Here is a 16,885-nt window from a genome sequence, read left to right on the forward strand (position 1 = left end):
ACATAACTTTTGATTATTCGGAATTCCTTAACTGTGATTGATTGACATTTCGAAACTACCCTGTCTCACGACTTGTTAACAAGAGCAGAAGAATGAGTCTCAATTCATTACCCATTACTTTAGAAAATCCCCTCTTAATTTGAATCAGAGGGGAAAATATCGAATTATTTATTCCACGGCATTAAAGCCAATAATCGCGCCATACCACAAAAACCTGTGACACCTGCAAAAATCAAACCTGCGCCAACAAAGATTGGAAGGACAAAAAAATAAGGCGTTGCAACTAAACCTAAAATCGAGCCGAATAACACCAATGCACCTGCGGCAATTTGTACTTGACGCATCATTTCTAATGGCTGTTTTTTATCAAATACAACGGGTAAATTTGCCGCTTTCCAACCATCGATCCCCTTCTCAACAATATAGACTTCAGCACCACAATCAGTATATTGCGCAAGTATCGCTTGTGCATTTTGCGTACGCATACCCGATTTACAATGGAAAATAATCACTTTTTGATCTTTTAACTGTGCACAAAGTCCCTGTTTTAATTCATCTAACGGGATAGATTTTGCCCCTGCAATATGTTCGCGGCGATGTTCATCAGGCTGACGAATATCGACTAAAACTGCCCCTGCAAGACAACGTTGTTGTGCGTCTTGTGCTGAAATAATTGTCACAGACATGGAATTCTCCTTTTGTCAGATGTAATTTATACTTTTGCTTTCTCGAGTTTGCGCCAGTTGTAATAACCATAAAGCGAATTTAATAAATAAGCAAAATACATTGCAACGATAGATAATGAACCTTCTTTTGCTTGCATCCAAAGCGCGATAGAAATTACGTTAAGTGCAATCCATAAAATCCACTGTTCACGATAACGTAACACCATAAGTAATTGCGCCACTACCACAATAACTGTAGTTAAACCATCTAATCCTACGACACTTCCACCAGCAGATTTTAGTGCTTGTACAAATAATAACGTACCGACGGTAATTGCAGATAATGTCATTATCCAACCTTTTAAAGTTAAAGATTTACTAATGACACTTTCAGTATGGGAAGCACCTTTTTGCAAATTATCTTTCCATAAGAAATAACCGATAAATTGTGCAGGAATATACACATAAAGTACGGTATTCATTTCACCAATATAATTGGCTTGCCAAGCCACATAAAAATAAGTATAGGCAAAAATTAAGCCAAAGAAATAATTACTAATTTTTCCCTTACTGACAAAAACCACACATAAAATCCCTGCAATACCAGAAATCATGGCGAGTAACGAATCTGGTTCAATAATATAAACAATGACTTGTACAGAAAGAAAAATGGCTAGCCACACTAGTTCAAATGGTTTCCAGCCGCCTAAAAACTCATTTTTAATCACTTCTAAATTTAGCTTCATCATAAATTGCCTCGCTTTGTGAATTCGAAAAATACACTTTTTTGTTAAGTTAAAAACTCAAAAAGCCTTTTAACTTGTTAAAATATGTACAAAATTCTCACACTTTCGTTGTAGCATGTCAATCACAAGCTACATCCACTTAATACAAATTAAAATAAAACATAAATTTGTGACATATGGAATAAATTCTCATATTTTTTCTAAGCATAACTAAACGCTACATTTCATTTTATTTTTTAACTTAACATCGCTAAAATAGCTGGCTATTTTTTATAAAAACAATAAGAGAAAGTAATTACATATGGCATTTGCAGTAGGTCAACGTTGGATCAGTGAAAGTGAAAATAATCTTGGTTTAGGGGTTATCGTAAGCATTGATATACGTAGCGTCACTATTTTATTCCCAGCTTCAGAAGAACAGCGCATTTATGCTTTAGATGCAGCACCTTTAACCCGCGTCTTATTTCAAGTTGGTGATGAAATCAGCCATCATGAAGGTTGGAAAGCTCGTATCTTAGAAATTTTAGAAAACAAAGGGGTGGCATTTTATTTAGTTAAACGTCTTGATACTCATGAAGAAACCACTATTCATGAGATGGACTTAGCCCACCAAATCACGTTCAGTAAACCACAAGATCGTTTATTTACTGCACAAATTGACCGCAATGAACACTTTGCCTTACGTTACAATGCGTTAACACATCAACAAGCTCAGTTCCAATCGCCATTACGTGGTTTACGTGGTATTCGCGCAGGGCTTATCCCCCATCAATTACATATTGCCAAAGAAGTGGGACAACGTAGTGCACCGCGTGTGTTATTAGCAGATGAAGTGGGTTTAGGCAAAACCATTGAGGCAGGCATGATTTTACAACAGCAATTGTTTGCAGAAAAAGTGGAACGTGTGCTGATTATTGTACCTGAAACACTGCAACATCAATGGTTAGTTGAAATGCTACGCCGCTTTAACTTACATTTTTCGTTGTTTGATGAAGAACGTTGTGCTGATTTTGAAGATCCGACCTCAGCATTATGGGTCAATCCGTTTACGACGGAGTCACAAATTATCTGCGCCTTAGATTGGTTACGTACAATACCAAAACGAGTAGAACAACTCCTAGAAGCTGGGTTTGACATGCTGATTGTTGATGAAGCACATCATCTTGCATGGTCAGAAGAAAACCCAAGTTTAGAATATCAACTCGTAGAGCAACTTTCGCGCCAAATTCCAACCGTATTATTACTCACAGCTACCCCAGAACAATTAGGTCAAGAAAGCCACTTTGCGCGTTTAAGTCTGCTCGACCCTAATCGCTTCTATGATTACAACTCCTTCGTTCAAGAACAGCGACAATATCAACTTGTTGCCGATGCGGTGCAAAGTTTATTGGCTGATAGTCTATTAAGTACGCTAGAAAAAAATCATATTGCTGATCTATTAGCAGAACAAGATGTGGAGCCGATGTTCAAAGTTATTGATTCTCAAGCAAACTCAGAACAAAAGACGCTTGCCCGTCAAGAGTTAATTAATAATTTAATTGATCGTCATGGTACAAGCCGAGTGTTATTTCGCAACACTAGACAAGCTGTTAAAGGGTTCCCTCATCGAACCTATAACCAAATTACACTAGGGTTACCAAAACAATATAGCAATGCGACGAATGTATTGACTATGCTAGGTGAAATCGCAGAGAAAGATGTCTTCTATCCTGAACAAATGTTCCAAAAGCTCAACCCCGAAGCACGTTGGTGGGAGTTTGATCCACGTGTTGAATGGCTCATCACATTTCTCAAAAACCACCGTGCTGAAAAAGTATTAGTGATTTGCCGCCACGCAAATACCGCAATTCAATTAGAACAGGCATTGCGTGAAAAAGAAGCAATTCGTGCTGCCGTGTTCCATGAAAAAATGACGATTATTGAGCGCGATCGCGCAGCGGCTTATTTTGCACAACAAGAAGAAGGAGCGCAAGTATTACTCAGTTCAAGTATTGGTTCAGAAGGACGTAACTTCCAATTTGCCTGTCATCTTGTGTTATTCAACTTACCTGATAATCCTGATTTATTAGAACAATGTATTGGGCGCTTGGATCGCATTGGACAAACACGTGATATTCAAATCCATGTCCCTTGTTTTGCTGACAGCGCGCAAGCTATACTCGCTCGTTGGTATCATGAAGGTTTAAATGCCTTTGAAGAAACTTGTCCAATGGGCATGACATTGTTTGACCAACATCAACAACAATTGCGCCAAATTTTACAAAAACCGACCGCACTTGATGGCTTCGATACCTTCATCGCTCAAACACGCAAACAGCAAATTGCTCTTAAACAAGCCTTAGAAAAAGGACGTGACCGTTTATTAGAATTAAATTCAAACGGTGGCGAAACCGCTCAACAACTCGCGAATGCTATTGCTGAACAAGATAGTTCAACCGAACTTGTCAACTTTGCTTTGAACTTGTTTGATATTATTGGCGTGGAACAAGAAGATTTAGGCGAAAAATCGATCGTAATTACACCAACAGGCACAATGCTAGTGCCAGATTTCCCGGGTTTAAGAGAAGAAGGCACTACGGTCACCTTTGATCGTCAACTTTCTCTTGCTCGTGAAGATCTCGAGTTTTTAAGCTGGGATCATCCAATGATTCGTCATGGTATTGATCTCATCACTTCGGGCGATATTGGTAAAAGCGCGGTCAGTTTATTGATTAATAAAGCGCTACCAGCTGGTACACTTTTGCTCGAAATGATCTATGTGGTTGAGGCTCAAGCCCCTAAAGGTTTACAATTAACGCGTTTCTTACCGCCGACGCCAATTCGTTTGTTATTAGATCAAAAAGGTAATAATTTAGCAGAGCAAGTTTCTTTCAATGCTTTACAAAAGCAGTTAAAGCCGATTGGTAAAAACATGGCAAACAAAGTGGTGAAAATGGTGCGTTCTAATGTGGAACAATTAATTAAGCAAAGTGAGCAAAAAGTCGTTGCGCAAGCGAAACAAATTATCCACAATGCACAGCAGCTTGCGGATCAAACGCTCAGTGCTGAATTAGATCGTTTAACTGCATTACAAGCGGTAAATAAAAACATTCGCCAAGATGAAATAGACGCGCTCGAGAACACCCGTGTACAATCTCTTGCCCAGCTACAACAAGCTACATGGCGCTTAGATAGTTTGCGTGTAATTGTGAGTAACAAAGAATAAAACTTTTAAAAAAAGCACCACACTTGTTAGAAAATCGTAGCACAGGACAAGCGCTTGTCTCTGCCGAAATTGAATAAAGATTAAACGTAAAAGAACATCCCCATATAAACTATCCAAACACAATCACCTATTTTTCGCCAAAAGCTTGTGTGAGACAAAAATAGTTTAGTCGGGGATTAGCTTTAGTTACTTTTTTACACACAAACAAAGTAACAAATTAAACTCGAAACAGAAAATAAAATGGCACTAATCACTTACAATCCTCCTACAGAACCTTACCTCGACATCGTTCACTATGATGATCATTTTGTTGTCATCAATAAACCGAGTGGCTTACTTTCTGTGCCTGGTAATCAACCGCAATATTATGATAGTGCGATGTCACGTGTAAAAGAAAAATACGGTTTCTGTGAACCTGCTCATCGTTTAGATATGTCAACTAGCGGATTGATTCTCTTTGCACTCAGTAAAGCAGCCGATCGCGAATTAAAGCGTCAATTTCGTGAACGTGAACCCCAAAAACAGTATCAAGCATTGGTTTGGGGACATGTTGAGCAAGAACAAGGAGAAGTGAATTTCCCTTTGATCTGTGATTGGGAAAATCGTCCTCGCCAAAAAATTTGCTTTGAGCGCGGTAAAAGAGCGGTCACGTTGTACCAAGTTTTGGTACGTTATCCAAACAACACAACAAGAGTGAGATTAACTCCAATTACAGGGCGTTCCCACCAACTGCGTCTGCATATGCTTGGATTAGGACACCCTATTCTGGGCGATAAATTCTATGCGCCGCCACAAGCAAAAGCATTATCGACACGTTTATGCTTACATGCCGAACGCTTAGAATTTACTCACCCTATTAATCAACAAAGCTTGTTATTTGAAGTAAAACCCGAGTTTTAATTAAGTAAAAATGGTTTTAAATGGTACAATCTGCAACCAACTATTGAGAAAGAGAAAACAATATGGCTCGTAAGAAAAAAACTCGTCGCGTGACGGATATTATGCCTGCACGTAAGACGGATAAAAAAGTCGAAATGCCTAAGGCAAAACCTGGCAGAAAATTAACGCGTTATGAGTTAGATGCTAAAGCACGTGAAGATAAAAAGAAACGTAAACATAAAGGATTAGCCTCAGGTTCACGCCATAGCGCAGTAGATAGTAGTACACATAATCAAAGCTTAGAGAGAAAAGATCCACGCATTGGCAGCCGTAAAAAAGTGCCGTTAATCGTTGAGTTTGTGAATAAACCTGAAAAAGGCATGATAATTCCTGCTGTTAAATTGGAAGAAAAAGTGAAAAAACATGATCCAATGCTGGAATTAGAACAACTGGAAAATAACGAATGTTTGAATCAATTGTTGGATGAACTGGATGCAGGCAAAACCCTAACGATAGAAGACCAACAATTTGTTGATGAATGTTTAGCACGTATTGCGCAATTAATGGATGAACTCGGAATTAGTGACGAAGAAGAGACAGAAGAAGATTTATATCGCACTTTCGAAAAAATCGATATCAACCAATTTAGATAAAAGTTATGTGGACAACCCTTTTAATCATTATTGCTGTACTTATTATCGTTGCGATGGCAGCTTATGCAGGCTATTTGTTACTGATGTTACAAAAACAGAAAAAAGCGATCCAGCACGCACGCAACGCTAGAACACTGCGCCTCAAAGAGAGTATTGTGATCATTGCTAAAGCAATGCAGAATGGCGACTGTAATCATTCTGAAGGAGTACTACGGCTCAAAATGTTACTAGAACCACTAGGTAAAAAGTTAAAAAGCTATCAAGCCATGCATCAGCTTTATGAAGTCGTGATGGACATGCCAACTCATGAAAAACGTCGTGAATTAAAGAAAAATGAACGAATGCGTTTAGATTTACAACGTGAAAGTGTTGAAGCAGAGTTAGAAAAGCAAATTTTGTTGGAGATTCATCAGTTATTAGCTGATATGGAACATATTTAATTTTGAGGGGGACACAATGTCCGAGATTATTTGGGACTTGGCATTAATTCAAAAGTATAACTATTCTGGTCCACGTTATACATCTTATCCGACCGCACTGGAATTTAATGAAAATTATACAAATCTGGATTTTATTCAGGCAGCACAACGTTATCCTGAACGCCCACTTTCTCTTTATATTCATATTCCTTTCTGCCACAAACTTTGCTATTTCTGTGCATGTAATAAGGTGATCACGCGTCATCAGCACAAAGCCGATATTTATCTGGATTTTTTAGAAAAAGAAATCGAAACTCGTGCGCCTTTATTCAAAAATCGCATTGTAACTCAAGTGCATTGGGGCGGTGGCACGCCCACTTATTTAAGCGAAGTACAATCTTCACGCTTAATGTCAATGCTACGTCAGCATTTTACCATTGCGCCTAATGCTGAAATCAGTATTGAGATCGATCCACGTGAAATTGAATTACCAATGCTTGATCATTTACATCGTATTGGCTTTAACCGTATGAGTATGGGCGTACAAGATTTTAATAAAGATGTACAAAAAGCGGTCAATCGTGAACAGGATGAATACTTTATTGCAGCATTATTACAACGTGCACAGGAATTAGGCTTTCAATCGACTAATCTTGACTTAATCTATGGTTTACCCCTACAAAACGTAGACAGTTTTATGTTCACCCTACAAAAGGTTATTGCACTGAATCCTGACCGTTTAAGTGTGTTTAACTATGCGCATTTACCAAGCCGTTTTGCTGGTCAAGCCAAAATTAAAAATGACCAACTGCCTGCGCCAGAAACCAAATTAACTATCTTGCAAAAAATGATCGAAACGCTAGGTCATGCAGGTTATAAATTTATCGGTATGGATCACTTTGCAAAACCTGATGATGAATTGGCAATTGCACAACAACACGGTGTATTACATCGCAATTTCCAAGGTTATACCACGCAAGAAGAATGTGATTTGTTAGGTTTAGGCGTCTCCGCAATTAGTTTATTAGGGGATACTTACGCACAAAATCAAAAAGAATTAAAACATTATTATACTGCCGTAGATAATACCGGCATTGCTTTACATAAAGGCTTTTTGATGAGCCAAGAAGACTGCTTACGCCGTGATGTGATTAAACAGCTTATCTGTAACTTTAAATTAGATTATCAACCTATTGAACAGCAATATAATGTTCAATTCAAATCGCATTTTGCCGAAGATTTAGCCTTACTTGACCCCTTAGCCAAAGACGGTTTATTAGAGATTGGCGCAGATAACATCCAAGTTTCGGCTAAAGGACGTTTATTAATTCGTAATATTTGTTTATGTTTCGATACTTATTCAAGAGCACAAGCCAAACGCCAGCAATTCTCTAGAATCATCTAAACAAAACTTTGAAAAAGTACCGCACTTTTGATCATGCGTGTAATAAAAAATAGCTTAATTTTCTGTGCAAAAATCAGCATAAAGTTAGAGAAAGCGACTTAGTTGGTTCGCTTTTCTTTGCTTGTTTTGTTTTACACCACATAAAAGTCAAAAAAGTGTTGTATGCTATCAAAAGTAGCAATACGCATAAAGTAAATCGCCATCAGCGATGGCTTGATAAACAAACTACAAGGAAATCAATATGACTATTTCAAAAACCGATATCCTCAACGCTTTTCATTATCGCCATGCCTGTAAAGCTTATGATCCTACTAAAAAAATCAGCGATGAAGATTTTCGTTTTATTCTTGAAACAGGTCGTCTCTCCCCCAGTTCTTTTGGTTTTGAACCATGGAAATTTTTAGTGATTGAAAATCAAAAAATCAAAGAATTGATCCGTGATATAGCATGGGGCGCCAAAGATAAAGTCATGGATTGCAGCCATTTTGTTGTGGTACTGGTGCGCCAACCTGAAACGCTACTAGCAGATGGTGAATATGTACAACATATGATGCAAGATGTACATCATATTCCAGAAGATATGCGCAAAATTCGTCAACATTTCTACCGCACTTTTACTGAACAAGACTTTGCATTAACGGGTAATTCAAACGCGTTTTATCACTGGGCTTGCCGTCAAAGCTATATTGCGATGGCCAATATGCTCACTAGCGCAGCCATGATTGGTATTGATTCAACGCCAATAGAAGGATTTCCATTAGAAAAAATGGATCAATTGTTTGTCAAACAGGGGCTTTACGATAGTAAAACCTATAAACTGAGTGTCATGATCGCCTTTGGTTATCGTTTAAACCAACCGAAAGTGAAAACGCGTCAAGCATTTGAAGATGTGGTGGAATGGGTAAAATAATACATTCTGCATGAAACAAACAAGAATCAAGATAGACGTTTTTACGTCTATTTTTATTTGCCCTACAAGCTCAACTCCTCTTTTATCTATTTTGATCTTTCCCCTATAATAAAATCCATACAAGCAGAAAAAGGAGAAATTATGTACTATATCGGTGTAATGTCTGGTACCAGTTTAGATGGTGTGGATCTCGCATTAATGGATTTTTCTACGGTACAACCACAACTTATTCATGCAGATTTTTATCCCATGCCAAGCGAGTTAAGGCAACAAATTTCAGCGTTATGTAACTCAGGTGAAACTACATTACAAGCCTTAGGTGAGTTGGATCACCGTTTAGGCTTACTCTATGCAGACTGTATCAAACACTTCTTACAAAAATACCACCTTTCACCAACGCAAATTACTGCCATTGGCTGTCATGGACAAACCATTTGGCATTCACCCACGAGTCAATATCCATTCACAATGCAAATTGGCGATGCAAATTTAATCGCGGCTAAAACTGGCATTACTACAGTAGCCGATTTTCGTCGTAAAGATATGGCATTTGGTGGGCAAGGCGCGCCATTAGTCCCTGCATTTCATCAAGCCTTATTTTCTAAACCCGATCAAGCCACTGTAGTGTTAAATATTGGTGGTATCAGTAACATTTCATGCCTACTACCAAATGAAGAAGTGATTGGTTATGACACAGGTCCGGGTAATACACTACTTGACGCGTGGATCGAAAAACATCAAGGTAAAGCTTATGATAAAGATGCTGTATGGGCAAAATCTGGCACAGTCAATCAAGCACTGTTACAGGATTTATTAGCTGAGCCGTTTTTTGCATTACCTCCACCCAAAAGCACTGGGCGAGAACTATTCAATTTAGCTTGGCTCAACAAAAAATTGGAAAAGCACACCGCACTTCAGCCACAAGATGTACAAGCCACATTAGTCGAATTAACCGCACAAAGTATTGTTGCTCAACTTAATCAAATTCAGACGGATTTACCTCGCTATTTGCTCGTTTGTGGCGGTGGCATGAAAAACACGCTGTTGATGACTCGCTTAGCTGTACTTTTACCTGATTGGAAAGTTGAAACAACGAATGATTATGGTTTAAATGGTGATGATGTCGAAGCTGCTGCTTTTGCTTGGCTTGCCCATCGCCGTTTAAATGATCAGCCAGCCAATTTACCAAGTGTAACAGGTGCTAAAAGTGCGGTCAGTTTAGGTGCAATTTATCCAAAAGAAAGCGAAATTGCACAGTAAAATAAAAATACATCGCATCCTTATCTCTCCTATTAACGAGAGGTAAGGGAGATTCAAATTGACTCATCATGTTTCATATAAATATCAAAACGATGATTTTTAGTTTCACGACTAAAGTGTGGTGGAGTTTGTGCGAGAAAATCAGCATAATCAGGTCGCTTAACCACAACGCGTTTTCTCGCTAATTTTAAGGCAGGTTCAAGCAAATTATCCGCATCTATATCAGCACCAACTAAATGCTGAAAAACACGCATTTCTTTTTTAACTAAGGCACTTTTTTGTTTATGTGGATACATTGGATCGAGATAAATTGCATCGGCAAAATCTGTTTCTGGCTTTAATTGCGCAATATGCTGTACAGTTAATAATTGCATATTTTGTTGCATCATTTCACCAATTTCTTTATCCGCATAAGCACGCTGCAAACCATTTTGTAACAACAAACGCACAACAGGGTGACGTTCAACAAGGCACACTTTACAGCCTAAAGCAGCTAATACAAAAGCATCTCGCCCTAAACCAGCAGTAGCATCAATGACGGTTGGTAAATAATCTTTTTTAATTCCCACCGCTTTGGCAATCGCTTCACCTCGTCCGCCACCAAATTTACGACGATGCGCCATTACACCACTAACAAAATCCACGTACACTGCACCCAGTTTAGGTTCATCTAATTTACGGAGTACTAAGCGAGTTTGTCCTTGTTCATCATCAGTTTGAACTAAAGCTAAATCACTCGTCCAATCCTGTTCTAAACCTTGTGCTTGGCAAAGTGCACTAAACTCTTCTGCATTTCCACTTTCGCAAATTAACTGGATTTTCATGATTTATTTCCGAATTAACCATACACCTGTTTCCATATGATCAGTGTATGGGAATTGATCAAACAAGGCGGCTTTTTCGATACGGTGTGTTTGGCAAAGCTGATGTAAGTTGTCGCATAGGGTCTGTGGATTGCAGGAAATATACAAAATACGCTGATAATTTTGTATTAACTTCACGGTTTCATCATCTAACCCTGCTCGCGGTGGATCAACAAAAATAGTATGGCATTGATATTGACTTAAATCGATACCTTTTAAACGATTAAATTCACGCACACCATTCATCGCTTGGGTAAATTCCTCTGCCGACATACGAATGATTTGTAAATTATCAATACCATTTGCAGTAATATTAAACTGCGCAGCTGCAACAGAAGGTTTAGCAATTTCAGTCGCAAGGACTTTGCGGAAATTTTGGGCTAACGCAATAGAAAAGTTACCATTACCGCAATAAAGTTCCAATAAATCACCTTGACTACCTTTTGTACAATCAATCGCCCACTCCAGCATTTTTTGATTCACTATCGCATTGGGTTGCGTAAAGCTATTTTCTACTTGACGATAGATATAAGGTTTGCCATGTACTGTTAAAATTTCGTCAACAAATTCTTGCTCAAGACAAATTTTTTGCTTACTGGCACGACCAATAATTTGTACATCAAATCCTTGAGCCTGTAACTGCATTTTTAAATGTTTTGCTGCATCAATCCATTGCTGATCAAGTGTTTTGTGGTAGAGCAAGCTGACAATAATTTTATTACTCAAAGTACTTAAATAATCCACTTGAAACAATCGATGTCGTAACACATTATCCGCTTTTAATAATGGTAATAATGCTCCCATCATTTGATTGATTAATTGACTGGCTATCGGAAACTGATCAACACGATAACGTTGGCGAGTTTGCTGATCGAACATAATATGATAAAAATCACTTTTATCATGCCAAATACGAAACTCTGCACGCATACGATAATGCTGTACTGGCGAAGCAAACACAGTTAATACAGGCGCATGAAATGGAGATAAAAGTGCGGTCAGTTTTTGCTGTTTTTCAGCCAATAAACTGTCGTATTGTTCAATTGGGGGCAAACCTTGCATGGGATAAGTTCTATATGTTATTGAAGCTAAAAGCAAAAGGCTCGGTTTTCTTTTCGTCCGCCAAGCCTTTTATCAGATGAAATGTACGCTTATTCTGCTGAGAAATCGTCTAAGTTATCAGTACCAACCACACCAGACAAGGTATAAACACGTTTTGTGGTTGAAATACGAGAACGGTATTTGTGCCAAGTTTTCTCTAAAAAAGTTTCAGGCTGACGTTCACCACGACAGAAAGCAACGAAGTCTTTTTCTTCTTTAGTGACTGGTGTACGCTCGCCTGAATCTAAAGCCTTGAATGCTTGACCATATTGCTCAAGCGCTTGTGATTCTTTGATAGTATAATCGCCATGACGTGAAAAGCCTCTTGGATAATTTTTATCATCGAAAAAACGACGCGTAACACTAAAACTTTCTGCCATAATATCCTCTTAAAATAATCTCTTTCGTTAAAAACGAGGCATTAAACCAATTTTTCATTATTTTTGCAATAAACCTTTTACAGTTTCTACATAATCTTTGATAAAAGCGTCATTACTTGTGGTACTCAGTCCTTCTGGTTTAATACGATATTGACCATTTACATAGAAATCTGGCACACCATGCACTTTAAATTGCTCTGCTGCATTGACTTGTTTATTCACTAAAGCCGTAACTGCAAAACTATTGATTCCACCATCAAATTGCTCTGCCGAAACACCTTTGTCTAAGAAGATTTGACGAATATCATCCATAGAACGTAATGCATTTTTTTGTGCAGCTTGGAACAGGGCTTCTTTCACTTTATCTTCTACACCTGTTGCTAGTGCAAATGACCATGCTCGCGTTAAATTTTCACCTTGCGGTCCTAAGAAATTAACGTGATATTGTTTAAATTCGACACCTTGTGGTAAATCAGCTTTTACTTTTGCTGGGATCTGATATTCATATTCGAATGAATAGCAATGTGGGCAATAAAAAGAGAAAAATTCAATGACTTCGGGTTGTGCTGAAGGTGGGTTATTTAATGCTGAATACTGTTTGCCTTCCGTTAAATTGTGCGCTTGTGCAGCAAATACACATAGAAATGAAGCTAAAACTAAAAACAATTTTTTCATTTGCAATCCTTAATTATTCAATAATACCGCGCGCTTTTAACAATGCGGTTTTAAAATCTTCTTCATAGTCTTTTTTAATTCCCGGAATCGGTTCATATTTATCTGTGCCATGCATTTTTAAATGATAAATAATCACTTCATCAGTTAATTCTGAAACAGGTTTATCAAAACCCGCTTCATCTGCAATTTTCTGCAAAATTTGCAATAAATGCAAATCAGGTTCTTTAGACCAATAGGGTTGTAAAAGTTCCAACACTTCGTTTAGTCGATGACATTTCATAAAGTTTTCCTTATGATTGAGAAAAATTTGTTCGGATCATACTTTAATTAGGTGCAGAAGAAAATATGGCAATGACAATTAGTGCGGTAATTTTAGCTGGTGGACAAGCGCGCCGCATGGGTGGTGTTGATAAAGGATTACAATTGTTTCAACAGCAACCTTTGTTTCAACATGTCTACCAACGTTTGCAGCTACAAATAGATGAAATCGCGATTAATGCCAATCGTAACCAACATATTTATGCACAAAGCGGATTGACGGTGTTCTCTGATCAACTCGCTGGGTTTCAAGGACCATTAAGCGGCATCTTGACAGCACTACAACGTGCGAGCACAGATTTTGTGTTATTTGTGCCTTGTGATTGCCCTTTTTTACCAACAAATTTATTAGAGAAGTTGAAAAGTGCGGTCTGTTTTCCTGAAATTTTAATTGCCTATGCACATGATGGTGAACAAGAACATCCCACATTTTGTTTAGTCTCCACCCAACTGAAACATGCTCTAGCAGATTACTTAGCCAGTGGTGAACGTCGTATGTTGAAATTCATGCAACAACATCATGCTGTAGCGGTTGATTTCTCTGAAAACAAAAGTGCGTTTACAAACATGAATACATTAATTGATTTGAATAATAAAAAATCATGATCTTTTACTTTGAAAGCGGATGAATCCGTTGGCGAATAAAGACTTTCACAGTATAATCAAAGACCTGATTTCACTTGACTGACTAGGAAATTTTTTATGTTAAAGAAAATCGCTATCCTCGCGTTAATCACTCTGCTTTCTGCCTGCTCACTTTCTTCCTATGTGCCTTTTATTGGTGATAAAAACGCAGTGATTAATTTAGATAAAGAGCAAATTGATCAAAAATCTTATGCCACTGCTTATGAGGCAACGGTTGAAACTTATAAAGGTCGTGTGAATCAAGATTATGATGTTAATTCTTTTACGAGTGGTGCTAATGACTGGTACTTAAATCGAATTCTATTACCTATTGAAAAAATCAAAACAGATCTCTATCAAGGTGGGCATGATTCAAGTATTCATGCGTATTATAGTGGAGTAATTTTTGCCTCTGCGTTACAAACCAATTTTAATAGTTTAAAACAAGGCTGTTGGACTCAAATTGATTCAGCCAGTGTCACACAAGGCATCTATGATGCAATGAAAGATCTACAAAAAGATAAAGTGCGTGCCGAAGATGACCCTTATATTGTGCAAGGTTCCGAACAGTTATTAAAACTTTGTGGTAGTTAAATAGAAAAACTGTTGATGTAAAAGTCAGCAGTTTTTTCTATTTTACGGTTAAAATAAATTGCCATATCGCTAACATAGCAGAGTAAAACCAGAGGAGTACGCGTGTTTCAATTATCGGACAATGACATCCATTTAGCAGTTCAAGCCACAAACAAACAACAAGCGATTGCCCTTGTAGCAGATGCCTTAGTGAACACAGGTTGTGTGCAAAACGGTTATTTACAAGGCATGCTTGAGCGAGAAGCACAAATGACTACGTATTTAGGTAATGGGATTGCTATTCCACATGGTTCACTCGCTACACGTAGCCTGGTTAATAAAACTGGCGTGCAATTCTTTCAATTTCCACAAGGCGTCGATTGGGGTGAAGGCAACATCGCTTATATCGTGATTGGCATTGCAGCAGATTCTGATGCACATTTAGCGTTACTGCGTCAACTAACACGTATTTTAGATAATGAAACAGCGGCACAACAGCTGGCAACAACGCAAGATGTACGGCAATTTCAAGCTATTATCATGGGCGAAACGACATCTTCGCTCATCAATGCTGAATCCATTACTTTAGCCGTAGAAACCGAGAGCTTATTAACACTCACTGCGTTAAATGTAGAAAAATTGCAGCAGCAACAAGCCATCAATAACCACTTTATTAGCGAAGTCATTGCGAGTCCAGCTTTACCACTAGGTAAAGGGATTTGGCTGACTGATGCCACTGTGGGTAATCAACATAATGCGATAGCATTGAGTCGAGCTAAACAAGCATTTATTCATAATGGAAAATCCGTACAAGTCGTCCTCACGATTGCCGCAGTGGATGACCAAATTAATCACAGTTTAGCTTGCTTATTAGACCAGCAAGTGCAAGAAACATTATTAACTGGCTCAATAGAACAAATTCTCTGCGCGTTAACTTCTCAGCCATGCAATGAAAGTGCGGTAGAAAATTCAACAATTTTAGCAGGACAAGTCCCTGCAATAGAAATGATTGTTACCATTCGGCATACCCACGGACTCCATTATCGTCCAGCTGCACTACTTGTAAACCACATAAAAAAATATAATGCCTCAATTGCAGTACAAAATCTTGATAATGGCGGCCAGCTAATTAGCGCTAAAAGCTTAATGAAAGTCACCGCACTAGGTGCGCAAAAAGGGCATCGCTTACGTTTTGTCGCCACTGGTGCACAAGCAAAACAAGCGCTTAAAGAAATTAGTGAACTTATTGAATCAGGTTTGGATGAATCGCCATGAAAGTACTCACAATCACACTAAATAGTGCTTATGATCTCATTGGGCAGGTAAAACGGCTTGCTTTAGGTGAAGTCAATAAAATAGAAAGCCTAGGTCTATATCCAGCGGGAAAAGGAGTTAACGTTGCAAAAGTACTGCATGATCTGGGGATCAATAGCACAGTAACTGGCTTCCTCGGTAAGCAAAATCAAAGTGAATATCAACATATGTTTGCTAATTTAGCGCTATCCGATCACTTCCATCGCGTTGCGGGCGCAACCAGAGTCAATGTTAAAATTACGGAAACTGAAGCAAAAGTAACTGATCTTAATTTCCAAGGCTATGTCATCACACCTGAAGTTTGGCAACACTTTGTTGAGTTCTCACTGCAAATTGCACCAGATTTTGATTTAATCGCTGTTTGCGGCAGTTTACCAGATGGCATTAGTGCTGAGGCATTTGCACAATGGTTAACACAACTCAATCGCCATCATATTAAGCTCGTTCTCGATACCAGCAATCAAGCTCTCACGATGGGGATTCAAGCCAAGCCTTGGTTAGTCAAACCCAATCACCGCGAACTAGAAACTTGGATAGGGCATCCGCTAGTTACACAAGCAGATATCATCAACGCCGCGCAGCAATTACAAGCAACAGGCATCGCAAATGTTGTGGTCTCACTAGGTGAAAAAGGTGCCATTTGGCTGACACAGGAGCATATTATTCATGCAGAACCCCCTATTTGCCAGCGGGTGGTCAGTACAGTCGGGGCGGGAGATGCTATGGTTGCAGGACTTATTTATGGTATTGTTAATCATTTTTCCACACAGCAAACCCTTGCCTTTGCAAGTGCTGTTGCCACTTTTACGGTATCACAAACCCATGTTGGGGTGCCTGATTCTGCATTATTAGATCCGATTTTGGAAAAAGTAAAAATCACATTAATTTAAGGATA

General features: G+C 38.5%; 18 protein-coding genes. 11 read left to right on the top strand and 7 right to left on the bottom strand.

The annotated features are described in order from the left end of the window. Nucleotides 1-164: 164 nt before the first annotated feature. Nucleotides 165-686, bottom strand: coding sequence for a rhodanese family protein (locus tag C0975_RS09780; RefSeq protein ID WP_101776206.1), 522 nt, complete (start codon nucleotides 684-686; stop codon nucleotides 165-167). A gap of 26 nt (nucleotides 687-712) precedes the next feature. Beyond that, nucleotides 713-1,414 carry a nicotinamide riboside transporter PnuC gene (gene pnuC, locus C0975_RS09785; RefSeq protein ID WP_245853370.1) on the bottom strand — a complete coding sequence of 234 codons (702 nt, stop codon included), beginning with the start codon at nucleotides 1,412-1,414 and terminating at the stop codon, nucleotides 713-715. Between the two features lie 298 nt (nucleotides 1,415-1,712). Between pnuC and rapA the strand changes: the two genes are divergently transcribed. The 7 genes from rapA (at nucleotide 1,713) to C0975_RS09820 (ending at nucleotide 10,142) form a co-directional block, all read left to right on the top strand. Continuing rightward, entirely contained in the window at nucleotides 1,713-4,616 is a 2,904-nt protein-coding gene (gene rapA, locus C0975_RS09790) for an RNA polymerase-associated protein RapA (protein WP_101776208.1), read from the top strand. Nucleotides 4,617-4,856: 240 nt separating this feature from the next. Further along, entirely contained in the window at nucleotides 4,857-5,516 is a 660-nt protein-coding gene (gene rluA, locus C0975_RS09795; RefSeq protein WP_101776209.1) for a bifunctional tRNA pseudouridine(32) synthase/23S rRNA pseudouridine(746) synthase RluA, read from the top strand. Between the two features lie 62 nt (nucleotides 5,517-5,578). Beyond that, nucleotides 5,579-6,148 carry a Der GTPase-activating protein YihI gene (yihI, locus tag C0975_RS09800; protein WP_101776210.1) on the top strand — a complete coding sequence of 190 codons (570 nt, stop codon included), beginning with the start codon at nucleotides 5,579-5,581 and terminating at the stop codon, nucleotides 6,146-6,148. Nucleotides 6,149-6,153: 5 nt separating this feature from the next. After that, on the top strand, nucleotides 6,154-6,588 hold the full coding sequence (locus C0975_RS09805; protein WP_101776211.1) for a DUF2489 domain-containing protein: 435 nt from the start codon (nucleotides 6,154-6,156) through the stop codon (nucleotides 6,586-6,588). A 16-nt stretch (nucleotides 6,589-6,604) separates the two neighbouring features. Next, nucleotides 6,605-7,972: an oxygen-independent coproporphyrinogen III oxidase gene (hemN, locus tag C0975_RS09810; protein WP_101776212.1), complete on the top strand. Its 1,368-nt coding sequence runs from the start codon at nucleotides 6,605-6,607 to the stop codon at nucleotides 7,970-7,972. Nucleotides 7,973-8,213: 241 nt separating this feature from the next. After that, complete coding sequence (locus C0975_RS09815; RefSeq protein ID WP_101776213.1) at nucleotides 8,214-8,882, top strand: NAD(P)H-dependent oxidoreductase; 669 nt, start codon at nucleotides 8,214-8,216, stop codon at nucleotides 8,880-8,882. Between the two features lie 141 nt (nucleotides 8,883-9,023). After that, the gene (locus tag C0975_RS09820) at nucleotides 9,024-10,142 is read left to right on the top strand and encodes an anhydro-N-acetylmuramic acid kinase (protein ID WP_101776214.1); all 1,119 of its coding nucleotides are present in this window, start codon (nucleotides 9,024-9,026) and stop codon (nucleotides 10,140-10,142) included. 53 nt (nucleotides 10,143-10,195) lie between these two features. Here the strand turns inward: C0975_RS09820 and C0975_RS09825 are convergent, their stop codons facing one another. From C0975_RS09825 to C0975_RS09845, 5 genes are all read right to left on the bottom strand, one after another. After that, entirely contained in the window at nucleotides 10,196-10,966 is a 771-nt protein-coding gene (locus tag C0975_RS09825) for a class I SAM-dependent methyltransferase (RefSeq protein ID WP_101776215.1), read from the bottom strand. Between the two features lie 3 nt (nucleotides 10,967-10,969). After that, the gene (trmA, locus tag C0975_RS09830) at nucleotides 10,970-12,067 is read right to left on the bottom strand and encodes a tRNA (uridine(54)-C5)-methyltransferase TrmA (protein WP_101776216.1); all 1,098 of its coding nucleotides are present in this window, start codon (nucleotides 12,065-12,067) and stop codon (nucleotides 10,970-10,972) included. A gap of 89 nt (nucleotides 12,068-12,156) precedes the next feature. Continuing rightward, nucleotides 12,157-12,486 carry a MaoP family protein gene (locus tag C0975_RS09835; protein WP_101776217.1) on the bottom strand — a complete coding sequence of 110 codons (330 nt, stop codon included), beginning with the start codon at nucleotides 12,484-12,486 and terminating at the stop codon, nucleotides 12,157-12,159. A 57-nt stretch (nucleotides 12,487-12,543) separates the two neighbouring features. Further along, nucleotides 12,544-13,161, bottom strand: a complete 618-nt coding sequence (gene dsbA, locus C0975_RS09840) for a thiol:disulfide interchange protein DsbA (protein ID WP_101776218.1) — start codon at nucleotides 13,159-13,161, stop codon at nucleotides 12,544-12,546. Nucleotides 13,162-13,174: 13 nt separating this feature from the next. Further along, nucleotides 13,175-13,441 (bottom strand): YihD family protein, encoded by a 267-nt coding sequence (locus C0975_RS09845; RefSeq protein ID WP_101776219.1) that lies wholly within the window; start codon nucleotides 13,439-13,441, stop codon nucleotides 13,175-13,177. 65 nt (nucleotides 13,442-13,506) lie between these two features. On the opposite strand from C0975_RS09845, the gene mobA reads away from it, so the two are divergent. From mobA to fruK, 4 genes are all read left to right on the top strand, one after another. Further along, the gene (gene mobA / locus C0975_RS09850; RefSeq protein WP_101776220.1) at nucleotides 13,507-14,085 is read left to right on the top strand and encodes a molybdenum cofactor guanylyltransferase MobA; all 579 of its coding nucleotides are present in this window, start codon (nucleotides 13,507-13,509) and stop codon (nucleotides 14,083-14,085) included. A gap of 96 nt (nucleotides 14,086-14,181) precedes the next feature. Continuing rightward, entirely contained in the window at nucleotides 14,182-14,697 is a 516-nt protein-coding gene (locus C0975_RS09855) for a hypothetical protein (protein ID WP_101776221.1), read from the top strand. Between the two features lie 102 nt (nucleotides 14,698-14,799). Then, the gene (fruB, locus tag C0975_RS09860; RefSeq protein ID WP_101776222.1) at nucleotides 14,800-15,951 is read left to right on the top strand and encodes a fused PTS fructose transporter subunit IIA/HPr protein; all 1,152 of its coding nucleotides are present in this window, start codon (nucleotides 14,800-14,802) and stop codon (nucleotides 15,949-15,951) included. After that, nucleotides 15,948-16,880, top strand: a complete 933-nt coding sequence (gene fruK, locus C0975_RS09865) for a 1-phosphofructokinase (protein WP_101776223.1) — start codon at nucleotides 15,948-15,950, stop codon at nucleotides 16,878-16,880. The genes fruB and fruK overlap by 4 nt, the downstream gene beginning before the upstream one ends. Nucleotides 16,881-16,885 lie beyond the last annotated feature (5 nt).

Source organism: Pasteurella oralis (genome assembly GCF_002850605.1).
GTDB classification, from domain to species: Bacteria; Pseudomonadota; Gammaproteobacteria; order Enterobacterales; family Pasteurellaceae; genus Pasteurella; species Pasteurella oralis.